Source organism: Bradyrhizobium sp. USDA 4451, from assembly GCF_054822585.1.
Map to the genome: position 1 here is coordinate 7350772 of NZ_JBTRCH010000001.1, position 13245 is coordinate 7364016.

A 13245-nucleotide genomic window follows, 5' to 3' on the forward strand; every position below is an offset into this window, starting at 1 on the left:
CATGAGGCCCCATGAAGCCAGAATCGGCGCCGAGCGCCAAGCCTTACCTTTAACCAAGCCTGACCTTTAAGGGGGGCGGGGATATGGCGGCCTCAGGCGCCCAGGGCGTGGCTCTCGTGGCCGAAATAGGCGCGTTCGAGCCGGTGCGGCAGGTCGTTTTCGCCGGTCGGCGCCTCCAGCGCGATCACCCCCTGCACCAGCGCGTAGACACGATCGGCCGATGCCAGCGCCTTTTCCAGCAATTGCTCAACCAGCAGTACGGACGTCCCCTGCTGGCGCAACCGACCGATCACATTAAGGACGCGATCGACCAGCACCGGGGAAAGCCCCGCCGAGGGCTCGTCGAGCATCAGGAGCCGCGGACGGCGGACTAGGCCCTGGGCCACCGTCAGCATCTGCTGCTGCCCGCCCGACAGCGCGCCGCCGCGCTCATGCCGCTTCTCGGCGATCTCGGGAAAGAACGACAACGCCTCCTCGATGCGCATGGCGCGTTCCGCGCGCGGCAGGTCGTAGCCGGCGAGCAGCAGATTGTCGGTGACCGAGATCTGCGTGAACACGCGATGTCCCTCGATCACATGCACGAGCCCGGCGCGCGCGGCATCGCGCGGCGTGGCGTTGGTCATGTCGCGGCCGCCGAACCGGACCTGCCCGGCAGTGACCGGCAACAGGCCCGACATCGCACGGAGCAGCGTGGTCTTGCCGGCGCCGTTCGGACCGAGCAGCGCAACCACCTCGCCGGCGCCAATCGTCAGGTCGATGCCGTGCAGCACCCGGATCTTGCCGTAGCCGGATTCCAGCGCGGTCACTTTAAGGAGGGGGTCAGCCGCCGAGGTAAGCACTGACGACCTCCTTGTGAACGCGGATTTCCGCCGGCGTGCCCGCCGCCAGCGTGCGGCCGAGATTGAGCACGGTGACCTGGTGGCAGATGTCGAAGATCAAATCGGCATGGTGCTCGACCAGCAGCACGCCGGTGCCGCGGCCGCTGACCGCCTTGATCAAGGTGGCGAGCCGCTCGATCTCGTCATTGGAGAGGCCGGCCGCAGGCTCGTCGAGCAGCAGGAAATCCGGATCGAGCATCAGGGCGCGCGCGATCTCGATGAAGCGCAGCTCGCTGTGCTGCAGCCGGTCGGCGCGCACATCGGCGAGCGCCTCGAGGCCGACGACGCCGAGCAGCGCGCGGGCCTTGGCGGCGAGCATCCGCTCGTCGGCGCCGTTGCGCGGCAGCGCGAGCATCGCCTCGACGAAATTGGCCCGGCCCTCGATCGAGCCGCCGATCATGACGTTCTCCAGCACCGAGGCTTCGCCGATCACCCGCGGCGTCTGGAAGGTGCGCGCGATGCCGCATGCGGCGCGCTTGACCGGCTGGCCTGCGGGCAATGTCGCGTCGCCGAGCGTCATGGTGCCGGCCTTCGCGGCGTAATAGCCCGAGATCACGTTCAGCGTCGTGGTCTTGCCGCTGCCGTTCGGGCCGATCAGGCCGTGGATCTGGCCGGGCGCGACGTCGAGATCGAGGCCGTCGATCGCCTTCACATTGCCGAAGCTGAGCGCGATGCCGCGCAGCTGCAACGTCTTGCCGCCGTCGCGCCGGCGCACGATATCGGCGAGCGCCGCCGGGCGCGGCACGATGGCGCGGTTGCTGGCGAGCGGACGGCGGTTGCGGAAATCGAGCAGCGCGGCGATCCCGCCGGGCATCACCAGCACGATCAGGAGCAGCAGCACCGCGTAGAGAAAGGTCGACCACGACGCCAGCGGCGCCGCGATCTCCGGCAGGATGGTCAGGATGATGGTGCCGAGCATCGGCCCGAGGATCGAGCCGCGGCCGCCGATCAGGATCGCGATGAAGAATAGCACCGAGAGATCGAAGGTGAAGGCGTCGGGCGTGATGTAGGTCTGCAACGTCGCGAACAATCCGCCGGCGATTGCCGCCAGCGCGCCGGCGAACAGGAAGATCGCGATCAGCATGTTCGGCTTGGAGATGCCGCTGGCCTCGGCCGCGACCTCGGCGTCGCGCACCGCGATCAGGGCGCGGCCGAAGCGGCTGCGCGCGATATTGGCGCTCATCCAGGTCGTGAACGCGGCGAAGCCGATGCAGAGGCCGTAAAATCCCCACGGCGTGTTGAACGGCGCCGGAAATTCGGGACCCGTGATGCCGATGCCGCCGCCGGTCACGCTCTGCCACGCCAGCGCAATCTGGGTCACGATGGTCGCAAAGCCCAGGGTCGACATCGCGAAATAGAAGGTGCGCAGGCGCAAGGCCGGCAGGCCGACGATCACGCCGAAGATCGCCCCGATCAGGCCAGCGATCGGCAGGGCGGCAAACACCGGAATGGCCGGCATCACATTGCCGGCGACCAGCACGCTGGTCGCATAAGCGCCGAGCGTCAGCAGCGCGACATAGCCGATCGCAAGATGGCCGGCGAAGCCGACCACTAGATTGAGGCCGGACACCAGCACCCAGTAGATCGCGGCGCGGGTGCCGATCAGCACCCAGTAATCATTGCTGACGAACGGCAGCAGCACCGCCGCCGCCAGAATGCCGAGGAACGGCAGGATATGCGGCAGCGCGGCGCGCCATGCGCCGATGTCGGTTCGAGGCGGCGTTGCGGCGACCGAGCTCATCACACCCTCCGCGCGGTCGAACTGCCGAACAGCCCCTGAGGAGCTGCGAGCAGCACCACGATGAACAGCGTGAACACCGCGACCGAGGAGAAGATGCCGCCGACCAGGAAGTTCGCCGCCTGCTGGAACAGGCCGAGCGCCAGCCCGCCGATGATCGCGCCCCTGTTGTTGCCGAGCCCGCCCAGCGCCACCGGCACGAATCCATAGAAGTTCAAGAGCGCGCCGTTGGCGAAGAAGGCGAGCAGCAACTGCCCGCCGGAAAATCCGGCGATGCCGCCGACCATTCCGGCGAGTGCGTAGCTCGCCACGCGCAGATTGCGCTCCGGCAGGCCGAGCGCCCGCGCCGCGAAATTGTCCTCCGCGATGGCCAGGAACGCGCGGCCGACCAGGGTGCGGCGGTAGAGATATTCGAGGCCGATGATGGTGACGGCGCAGGCAACGACCGGCAGCCAGAATTTCTCGTCCAGCACGCCCTCGCCTAGCCCTACGATGCGCGGAAACGGCTGCGGTTCGGTGCCCCATTTGATCGCGGTGACCTGCTGGATCATCAGCGCGACCGCCAAGGTCGAGAGCACGTAAAGATGCTGGTCGAGGCTCTTGAGCACCGGCCGCACCGCGACGAATTCGGTGACGATACCGATTATCGCGCAACAGACCAGCGTCAGCACGAAGCCGACAGCGATCGGCAGGCCGAGCTTCAGCGTGAACATCGAGCCGAACACGCCGCCCAGCATCGCCAGCTGGCCGGCGGTGAAGCTCATCACCCGCGAGGTCGAGAACATCGTGTTATAGGTGACGCCGACCAGCGCGTAGATCGCGCCCGCCGCGAGACCGGATGCAAGGATCGAGGCCAGCATCGGCTGCGCCCTCGCCCTTCTATGTATACCCCGGCGCCAGCGCGAAGGTGCCGTTCTTTGCCGTGCTCGATTCCGACATCACGATCTCTTCGGTCAGGTAACCGTTATGCTCGGTTGGCGAGAACCGGTAATTGCCGAAATAGCCCGGATAGGTCGACAGCGAATTCCAGTATTTGATGATCCCTGCGCTATCGGTCGAGCCGCTTTCCGCGACGGCCTTGGCGATCAATTCGATGCAGTCGATGCCGCCGGCGACCCACCACAACAGCGTATCGTTCAGCGCGATATTGGCCTTGGTCAGCCGCGCGACCAGGTCCTCGCTCTTCGGCGGCAGCTTACCGGCGCTGTCATAGCTGCAGCTCTTGTAGCCGATCGCATAGACCTTCTTCCAGTTCTCCGGTTTTGCAACCAGGCTCGCGAGCTCGCCCGACGCCATCGAGGGGTGGCCGACGAAGGGCACGTCCCAGTTCATCGCGGCGCGGGTGTTGAACATGCGCGCCTCCATGCCGGTCGAGACGCTCCACACCACGATCGCCTCGGCGCCGGTGTTCTTGGCGCGCAGCATGTCCGGCGTCATGTCGGGCTGGGTGGAATCGATGTTGGCCTGATACACGACTTCAGCGCCGTCCTTCTTGAACGCCGCGACCGAGGCACCGACCGCGGTGACGCCGTAGCCGGTGGTGTCGCCGATCACGGCGACCTTCTTCACCTTGAGGATCTTCAGGCAATAATTGCGCACCGCATCGTCCCATTGGCTGTTCGACGGCGCGATGCGGAACGCATTGGGGAACTTGACCGGATCGATCAGGGTCTCGACGACACAAGGATGCAAATCGGGCATCTTGGCGCGTGCCATGATCGGCGTCGTCGCCAGCGCCTCGCCCGAATTCAGCGGCCCCCAGATCGCGTGAACCTTGGCCTGGCTGATCAGCTCCTGCGTGGCGTTCACCGCCTTGGTCGGATCGCCCTGGGTGTCGCGCATCACGAGCTCGATCTTGCGGCCCTTCACGCCGCCGGCGCCGTTGATAGCGTCGACCGCGAAGTTGACGCCGCGGTTGAAGCCGACCGTCGGCGCCGAGCTCGGCCCGGTGATCGCCGCGAGACAACCGATCTTGATCGGTTCCGATTGCGCGATGGCGGGAGCCGGGAAGGAGAATGATGCGGCACCGAGAGCACCGGCGCTGCCCAATAAAACGTCACGGCGTGAGATGGCCATGTGATGCACTCCCTGTTTCCCTCTCGGCGCCCGTCGTTTGCTGCGGGACGTCCGTTCATTGATTATCCGCGCGCTCTTGGGCCGCGGTTACGGGTTCAAGTTTGAGCTGGGTGCAAAGGTCTTGTCCAGCCCTTCCGATAGCATTAGGCATTGCCGAACTTTCATGGCCGCGGCCGCCGCCTCCAGTGCGCGGCATTGACCGCGCCGACGGGGATCTCACCGGCGACGATCTTCGCGACCTGGCGCACGGTCTCCGACGACTGATGCTCGATGGCTTGCGGCGTCAGGCCGCCGACATGCGGCGTTGCGATCACATTGCCGAGCTTGGCGAGCTCAGGCGTCGGCATCTGGTCGGGCGCGCGGCCGACATCCAATGCGGCACCCGCAATGCGGCCATCGCGCAGCGCGGCCGCAAGCGCCGCCTCGTCGACCAGGTTGCCGCGCGACAGATTGATGAAGAACGCGTGCCTCTGCATCTGCGCCAGTTCCGCCTGCCCGATCAGGTTCTCGGTCTCCGCATTGGCGATCGCGAGGCAGACGATGTAGTCGGCGCGCGCAAGCAGATCGTCGAGCGGCAGATGCGCGATCGCCGCATCTTCGATGGTCACGAGGGGATCGGCGACCAGCACGTTCATGCCGAGCATCTTGGCGATCCCGGCCAGATGGCGCCCGATGCTGCCATAGCCGATGATGCCGATCGTGCTTCCGGCAAGCTGGCGGCCCATCACAACCTCGGGCGCCCTGCCCGCGTGATAATCCGCGGTCGCCCGCGAAACGCCGCGCGACAGATCGACCATGAAGCCGAGCGCGAGCTCGGCAACCGACTGGACGAAGCCGGCGCTCGCTTGCGTCACCAGCACGCCGGCGGCCGATGCCGCAGCCACATCGATATTGCGGATATCGACGGCGCAGCGCACGAACGCGCAGAGCTTCGGCAGACGCGGAAAGATCTCGCCCGGCCCTTGCGTCATGCGATCGGCGACGATGACGTCGACATCGGCGGCGGCTTCAATCAGCGCCGCCGCGTCGAGCGCCTCGTCACCTTCGTGCAGCCTGACATCGGCGATCGCGCGCAGGCCGTTCAGGCTGCGCTCGCCGTAATAGTCGCGGCGCATCTGTGGGGTGTGGGCGAGGAGTACCTTCACGGTTCTATTCCCTAATAGCCGAGCGCATGCGGCAGCGCCGTGCTGATCGCGGGCACGAACGCGATCACCAGCAGGCACAGCAGCAACAGCCCGAGATAGCCTGCGATCGGCTTGATGGTCTGCTCGATCGGCACATTGCCGATCAGGCAGGCCCCATAAAGCCCAAGGCCAAGCGGTGGCGCAAACAGCCCGAGCCCCATCGCGATCACAAGCACGACGCCGAAATGCAGCGGATCGATGCCGAGCTTGACCGCGACCGGCAGCAGCAGCGGGCCGAAGATGATCAGCGCCGCGGCGCCCTCGAGCACCGAGCCCATCACCACCAGCACCAGGATCGACAGCAGCATGAACAGCCAGACGCCGTGGCTGCCCGAGATCGCCAGCATGAGATCGCCGACCGCATGCGGCACCTGCTGCAAGGTCAGGATGAAGGCGAGCGACTGCGCCGCGGCGACGATGAACAGCACCAGCCCGGAACGAACCGCCGATTGCACGAAGCAGTGCGCGAGGCTCCTCGCGCCGAGCTCGCGGAACAGCAGGCTGCCGACCGCGATGGCATAGACCGCCGCAAAGGCCGAGATCTCGGTCGCGGTGGCAAAGCCGCTCTTGAAGCCGAAGAAGATCATGAAGATCAGTCCGAACGAGGCGATCGCGCCGGTCCACAATCCAGACACCGCGGCGCGCGGCTCCGCGTCCGCGTTCGCGGCCGGACGCTTGCCGAAGATGATCGACACCGCGATCAGCGCCAGCGCCATCAGCGCGGCCGGCAGCATGCCGGCGACGAACAGCCCGCCGATCGAGAGGTTGGCGACGAAGCCGAGGATGATCAAATTGATGCAGGGCGGAATGGTCTCCGCCATCACGGCGGACGCCGCGAGCAGCGCCACCGCGCCGCCCGGATTCTGCCGCGAGCGGCGCGCCGCCGGGATCAGCACCGAACCGACAGCGGCGACGTCGGCCATCTTCGAGCCTGAGATGCCCGAGAACAGCACCATCGACATCACCATCACGACGTTGAGCCCGCCGCGCATCCGACCGACCGCGCGCTGCAGCAGCTCGATCAGCCGGACCGACATGCCGTTGGCCTCCATCAGATAGCCGACCAGGATGAAGAACGGGATCGCCAGCAACACGAAATTGTCGATACCGCGCGCCATCTGCTGGGCGAAGATCACGCCGGGCAGCGTGCCCTCGACCCAGACGAAGATCAGCGCGGCCAGCGCCAGCGCAAAGCCGATCGGCAATCCGCCGAACAGCGTGAGGAAGAAACCGATCAGCATCAGCGTCTGCGACGACGGCACCGACGACGGCGCGAATGCATCCAACGCGAGATAAAGACCGACAATGACGGCAGTCGCGACGATGCCTGCCGCCATGTCGCGCAGCGGCCGGCCGCAGAACGTCTCGAACGCGAACACCGTCATGAACGCCGCACCGATACCCATCGGATAGAACGTCCACTCCAGCGGCAGGCCGGAGCCGGAGGTCTGGCCGGTGGTCAGCCAGCCCATCTTGATGGCGTTGAACGCGACGGTGGCCGCAATGATGGTGACGAGCAGCGCGCCGACCGCGTCGACGACCCGCCGCACGCCCGGCGGCAGCATGTCGACGAAGAAGGCGACGCCGAGATTCTCGCTGCGCGCCAGCGCGCTCGCAGCCCCGAAGAAGCTCGACCCGACCATCAGCCCGCGGGCGACGTCGTCCGACCACTCGACCGGCGCGTTGAACAGGAAGCGGGCCAGCACCGAGACGCAGACCACCGCGAGATCGGCGGCGAGCAGGATCGCGGCGATCGCATCACTGAGCGCGAGCAGCGGCGCCGTGATCCGATCGGTGCTGCTTCTCGTCGCGACTGCGGCGACTGACATGCGCCGACCTCAGGCCTGGGTGGAACGGATCAGATCGACGACGGCCTTCGCCTCGGGCCGCGCCTTGATGAAAGTGTCGGTCTGCGGCAGCACGCGCTTGCGGAACGCCTCCTTGTCGCATTCGACGATCGTGACGCCCTTCTCGGCCAGCGACGCCAGCGCCTCCTTCTCCACCGCGAGGCCGTGAGTGCGGGTCTCGGCCGCGGCCTTCTTCGCCGCGTCGAGGAAGCCCTCGCGCAGCTTGGGATCCATGCGGTTGAAGGTGGTGTCGCTGAAATAGACCGCGAGCGGCGAGAAGATGTGCTGGGTCAGGGCGTAGCTCTTCGAGGTCTCGTAGAACTTGCTGGCGAGGATGGTCGGCGGATCGTGCTCGAGACCGTCGAGCACGCCGGCCTGCAGCGCGGTATAGATCTCGCCGAACGCCAGCGGCGTTGCCGCCGCCCCCATCAGCCGCAGGCATTCGGTGATGATCGGATTGGGCAGCGTGCGGATCTTCAAGCCGGCGAGATCGTCCGGCGTCTTCACCGGCTTCTTCGACAGCACGCTGCGCGCGCCGAAATTATAGGCCCAGGCGATGATACGGATATTGCCGCCTTTGAGCAGCGCTTCCTCGATCGGCTTGGCGGCGCCGGCGTCGAACGCCTTGGTCTGCTGCTGGAAGCTGGTGAAGAGGTAGCCGAGGTCGAAGGTGCCGACCAGCGGCACGAGGTTCGCCGAGATCGACGAGCCCGACACCATCAGGTCGATCACCCCGAGCTTCACCGAATTGATGACGTCGATTTCCTGGCCGAGTTGGTTGTCCGGGAAGAACGTGACCTCGATCTGCTCGCCGAGCCCGTTGGCCTTCAGGCTCTTGACCAGATTGTCGTAGTAGACGCGGCCATTGGCGTATTTGGGATCGTTGGGGAGCGACGACGAGCACCGCAGCTTCATGACCGCGGCCTCGGCACGGCCGATGATGGCGGGCGCGGCGGCTAGCCACGCCGCGGCAGTGACCGACGACCGCAACAGAATACGGCGACTTACCCGCGTCGATGTCATGGTGGTGCTCCTCCCCAGGAACGGACCTTGTTGGTCACGGATCTTGTTGGTCTTGGCGTTCTCTTGGCCGTCCGCCGGTCGGTGCCAGCTTGGCAGCGCTTTTGTCATAATGTATGACAAAAGCGCTGCGGTTGCGCAAGAGCGCAGCGCGGCAGCGGCGCAGGCTTCAACCGCAGCGAGGCTTCCGATGTTCCAGACAACCAACGCGTTGCGCCGGAGTGTGCACAGCCAGGTCACCGACCGGGTCGGCAGCAGCATCGTGCGCGGCGAGATCGGGGTCGGCGAGACGCTGCCGCCGGAAATGCAGATCTGCGAGATGATGGACGTCAGCCGCACCGTGGTGCGCGAGGCCATGCGCACTTTGACCGGCAAGGGCCTGATCGAGTCGCGGCCGAAGAGCGGCACCAGGGTGCGGCCGCCCGAGCAGTGGAATCAACTCGACCCCGACGTGCTGCGCTGGCACCTCGAGAGCGCCGAGATCGATCGCTATCTGGCCAAGCTGTTCCAGCTGCGCTCCGCGGTCGAGCCCGCGGCAGCAGCGCTGGCCGCGACCCATGCCGGGGACGACGACATCGCCCGCATCCGCGCCGGATGCGACGGCATGGACGCGGCGAAGACCAACGAGGCCTTCGTCGCTGCCGATATCAAATTCCACCAGGCGATCTATTTCGCGACCCGCAACGAATTCTTCTGGCCGATCGCCCAGATGTTCGAGATCACGCTGCGCCAGAGTTTTACGATCGCAGCAACCGGCTCGCACCGTCCACGGGCGCTGATCGAGCACCGCGCGGTGCTGGACGCGATCGTGGCCGGCGATGCCGAGGCCGCGCGCGCGGCCACGGTGGTGCTGCTGGCGCATTCCGCCGACGATCTGGTGCGGATTCGCGGCCGCGAGTTCGAGACGCCGCCGCCACGGGACGCGCGCAAGCGGTAACGAGTGAGCAACTCTCTCCCGTGGTCGTCCCGGCGAAGCGGGGACGACGGCGAATGTGTGGTGCCCTTTGGGTCAAAAATCCGCATCGATGATTGGCGCATAAGCAAGCACCGGTTCCCTTCCCCTTGCGGGCCGCCGGGGGAGGGAGCCTCAGCGGCGTCCTCACCTCACCGTCGTTCCTCGCAACGCGTGAGCGCGCCCCCGCACACGACCCTGTGACCATAGTTGAATGCCTGGCGGCCGAAACTTCTGGATTGTTGGCGGCGTAGACGCCAAGACAGACCCGTTATTCCGCGAAGGTTTCATTGATGCACGACGTCTCGATTCCGGCAGCCTTGATTGCCGGCCTGGTCAGCTTCCTGTCGCCCTGCGTGCTGCCGCTGGTGCCGCCCTATCTGATCTATTTGACCGGGGCGACCATCGAGCAGGTCAACCAGGACGGCGCCACCGCCGCCTCCAAGCGCGCGGTGATGATGGCGGCGCTGATGTTCGTGCTCGGCTTCTCCACCGTGTTCGTCGCGCTCGGCGCCAGCGCGTCCATCGTCGGCGGGCTGGTGCGCGCCTGGTCGGCCGAGCTCTCGATCCTGGCCGGCATCGTCATCATCATCATGGGCCTGCACTTCCTCGGCATCACCCGGATCGGCCTTCTGATGCGCGAGGGGCGGCTGACCGCGCCCAAGCCGGTGGGGCTGTGGGGCGCCTATGTCATGGGCCTGGCATTCGCCTTCGGCTGGACCCCGTGCATCGGACCGATCCTGGCCGCGATCCTCTCGATTGCGGCGGCGGAAGCCACGGTGACCAAGGGCGCCGGCCTGCTTGCGATCTATTCCGCCGGGCTCGGCATCCCGTTCCTGCTCGCGGCCTTCATGGTCAAGCAGTTCTCCTCACTATTCGCGCGGATGAAACGTCATCTCGACACCGTCGAACGCGTGATGGGCGTGCTGATGGTGGTCACGGGCATCGGCTTCCTGACCGGCGCGGTCTCCAGCGTCAGCGTCTGGCTGCTGGAGACCTTCCCGGCGCTGCAAAACATCGGCTAGGCCCGTAACAAGCCCGCCATCGCCAGCGAAACTCCTGCCAGGACCCGGCCGTAACTTGGCTCGCGCCGTTCGTCCTGATCGCCGGCGCAACCGGCGCGTCGCGATATTCGGGAGGGTTTCGCATGAATTTCATCGTCAACCTGCTGATACTGCTGCCGGCGCGGATCGCTTCGTATTTTGCCTGGGCCGGTCCGCTGCTCATGCGGATCATCGTCGGCTACACCTTCATGATGGCCGGCTGGGGCAAGCTCAACAACCTAGCCCAGGTCACCGAGAACTTCGCCGGCTGGGGCATTCCGTTCCCGAACATCCTCACCCCCTTCGTGTCCGGCGTCGAATATTTTGGCGGCCTGATGCTGATCTTCGGCCTGTTCACCCGCATCCCGGCCGCGATGCTCGCGGTGGTCATGATCGTCGCGATCAAGTCGGCGAAGTGGGGCGACGTCGATTCGCTGGAGACGCTGCTCGGGTTCGAGGAAGCGACCTATTTCGCCGCCTTCATGTGGCTTGCGATTGCAGGTCCCGGCGCCGCCTCGCTCGATCGCCTGCTGGTCAACCTGACGGCGGGCCAGAAGGAGCCGATCTGAGAGGCGCCCTCACAAATCCCGTGACGTGGCGAGCCAGGGTGCTGCCCGATGCGTAGCTGGCACAACCACACGCTGACCGAGGGCTCGCCATGTCGTTCGTCCGCCTTGCCGCCATTCTCACCCTGCTGATCGCATCGCCTGCCTCGGCGGCCGACGGCCCGGCATGGAGCGACTGGAGCGACGATCTGTTCGCGCGCGCGACGACCGAGAAGCGCTTCGTCATTCTCGATCTCGAAGCGGTGTGGTGTCATTGGTGCCACGTGATGGAGAAGACGACCTACGCCGACCGCAAGGTGCAGGACCTGCTGTCGGCAAAATATCTCCCCGTCCGCGTCGACCAGGACGCCAATCCGGATCTTTCGAGCCGCTACGGCGATTGGGGCTGGCCCGCCACCATCGTGTTCGCACCCGATGGCACCGAGATCGCCAAGATCAGGGGCTACATCGAGCCCGAACGGATGCAGGCGCTGCTCAAGGCGATCATCGACGATCCCTCGCCGGGCCCATCGGTGGGGGAGGCCTTCGAGATCAAGCCCGGCGCGTCGGCCTTTCTCAGCAAGGCGCAACGCGCCAAACTGACCAAGACGTTCGACGACTCCTACGACGACGAGCTCGGCGGTTGGGGCGAGAACCAGAAATACATCGACGCCGACAGCCTCGACCTTGCGATCAGCCGCGCCGAGGCGGGCGACACCACGGCGACAAAGCGCGCCAGGCAGACGCTCAATGCCGCGATCGCGCTGATCGATCCGGTGTGGGGCGGCGTGTTCCAGTATTCCGAGGCCGGCTCCTGGAGCCATCCGCACTTCGAGAAGATCATCTCGTTCCAGTCGCAATATCTGCGGCAATACAGCCAGGCCTATGCGCAATGGAAGGATCCGAAATATCTCGCGTCCGCGCGCAATATCGCGCGTTACCTCACGGATTTCCTGCTGAGCCCGGATGGCGCCTTCTATGTCAGCCAGGACGCCGATCTCAATCATGATGTCGACGGCCACACATACTATGCTCTCGCGGATGCCGCGCGCCGCAAGCTTGGTCAGCCGCGCATCGACCAGAATCTCTACGCACGCGAGAACGGCTGGGCGATCTCCGGGTTCGCCGCTTACTACGACGCGAGCAACGATCCGAAGGCACTGGAGATTGCCGAGCGCGCGGCACGATGGGTGCTCGCCAATCGCGCGCTGCCGGTTGGCGGCTTCCGCCATGGCGACAAGGGTCGCGGCGGCCCCTTCCTCGGCGACACCATCGCGATGGGACAGGCCCTGCTCGATCTCTACACCGCGACCGGCAATCGCGACTGGCTGGCGTCGGCGGCAAAGGCCGGCGACTTTGTCGCGACCTTTCGCGACGAGGCCGGCGGCTTCTTCACCTCGAAGACGTCGGAGGGACAGACGGGCGTATTCGCCAAGCCCGCCAAGTTGATCGACGACCAGATCCAGGTCGCGCGCTTCATGAACATGCTCAATCGCTACACCGGCGACGAGCGCAGCCGAGAACAGGCCGCCCATGCGATGCGCTATCTCGCTGCCGCGTCCGCCGAGATGCCGCGTCCCTTGCCCGGCGTGCTGCTCGCCGACGACGAACTGGCAGTCGAGCCGACGCATGTGACGATCGTCGGACACAAGGACGACAGCCGTGCGCAGGCCCTGCACGCCGTCGCGCGCGCCCTGCCCGCACGGTACAAGCGGCTCGAATGGCTCGACCTGCGTGAGGGCAGGCTGCCCAACGCAGACGTCGACTATCCCGACCTCGGTGAGCCCGCAGCCTTCGCCTGCAGCAACCGAATCTGTTCGTTTCCGGCCTTCAATGCCGCCGAACTGGAGGTCAATGTGCGGCAGATGGCCAAGCTGAAGCCGGCGCGGGCCGCCCAGAACTGACGACCCACCCCGTTGTGCAACGCAACGAAATCGCCGGAGATCGCCGCCGCGCGACATG

11 protein-coding genes are annotated in these 13245 nt (G+C 66.1%); 4 read left to right on the forward strand and 7 right to left on the reverse strand.

What is annotated here, in order from left to right:
• Positions 1 to 92: 92 nt before the first annotated feature.
• From ACVMB0_RS34500 to ACVMB0_RS34530, 7 genes are all read right to left on the reverse strand, one after another.
• On the reverse strand, positions 93 to 839 hold the full coding sequence (locus ACVMB0_RS34500; RefSeq protein ID WP_461349040.1) for an ABC transporter ATP-binding protein: 747 nt from the start codon (positions 837 to 839) through the stop codon (positions 93 to 95).
• Positions 820 to 2619: a branched-chain amino acid ABC transporter ATP-binding protein/permease gene (locus ACVMB0_RS34505; protein ID WP_461349041.1), complete on the reverse strand. Its 1800-nt coding sequence runs from the start codon at positions 2617 to 2619 to the stop codon at positions 820 to 822. Before ACVMB0_RS34505 ends, ACVMB0_RS34500 begins: the two co-directional genes overlap by 20 nt.
• Entirely contained in the window at positions 2619 to 3476 is an 858-nt protein-coding gene (locus ACVMB0_RS34510) for a branched-chain amino acid ABC transporter permease (RefSeq protein ID WP_461349042.1), read from the reverse strand. Before ACVMB0_RS34510 ends, ACVMB0_RS34505 begins: the two co-directional genes overlap by 1 nt.
• 19 nt (positions 3477 to 3495) lie before the next feature.
• Positions 3496 to 4692: an ABC transporter substrate-binding protein gene (locus tag ACVMB0_RS34515; protein WP_461349043.1), complete on the reverse strand. Its 1197-nt coding sequence runs from the start codon at positions 4690 to 4692 to the stop codon at positions 3496 to 3498.
• 161 nt (positions 4693 to 4853) lie between these two features.
• On the reverse strand, positions 4854 to 5837 hold the full coding sequence (locus tag ACVMB0_RS34520) for an NAD(P)-dependent oxidoreductase (protein WP_461349044.1): 984 nt from the start codon (positions 5835 to 5837) through the stop codon (positions 4854 to 4856).
• A gap of 11 nt (positions 5838 to 5848) precedes the next feature.
• The gene (locus tag ACVMB0_RS34525) at positions 5849 to 7705 is read right to left on the reverse strand and encodes a TRAP transporter large permease (RefSeq protein ID WP_461349045.1); all 1857 of its coding nucleotides are present in this window, start codon (positions 7703 to 7705) and stop codon (positions 5849 to 5851) included.
• Between the two features lie 9 nt (positions 7706 to 7714).
• Positions 7715 to 8746 (reverse strand): TRAP transporter substrate-binding protein, encoded by a 1032-nt coding sequence (locus tag ACVMB0_RS34530; RefSeq protein ID WP_461349046.1) that lies wholly within the window; start codon positions 8744 to 8746, stop codon positions 7715 to 7717.
• A gap of 187 nt (positions 8747 to 8933) precedes the next feature.
• Between ACVMB0_RS34530 and ACVMB0_RS34535 the strand changes: the two genes are divergently transcribed.
• The 4 genes from ACVMB0_RS34535 (at position 8934) to ACVMB0_RS34550 (ending at position 13187) form a co-directional block, all read left to right on the forward strand.
• Positions 8934 to 9680: a FadR/GntR family transcriptional regulator gene (locus tag ACVMB0_RS34535; RefSeq protein WP_456753400.1), complete on the forward strand. Its 747-nt coding sequence runs from the start codon at positions 8934 to 8936 to the stop codon at positions 9678 to 9680.
• A 308-nt stretch (positions 9681 to 9988) separates the two neighbouring features.
• The gene (locus tag ACVMB0_RS34540) at positions 9989 to 10720 is read left to right on the forward strand and encodes a cytochrome c biogenesis CcdA family protein (protein ID WP_461349047.1); all 732 of its coding nucleotides are present in this window, start codon (positions 9989 to 9991) and stop codon (positions 10718 to 10720) included.
• Between the two features lie 122 nt (positions 10721 to 10842).
• Positions 10843 to 11307: a DoxX family protein gene (locus tag ACVMB0_RS34545; protein WP_461349048.1), complete on the forward strand. Its 465-nt coding sequence runs from the start codon at positions 10843 to 10845 to the stop codon at positions 11305 to 11307.
• Between the two features lie 89 nt (positions 11308 to 11396).
• On the forward strand, positions 11397 to 13187 hold the full coding sequence (locus ACVMB0_RS34550; RefSeq protein WP_461349049.1) for a thioredoxin domain-containing protein: 1791 nt from the start codon (positions 11397 to 11399) through the stop codon (positions 13185 to 13187).
• Positions 13188 to 13245 lie beyond the last annotated feature (58 nt).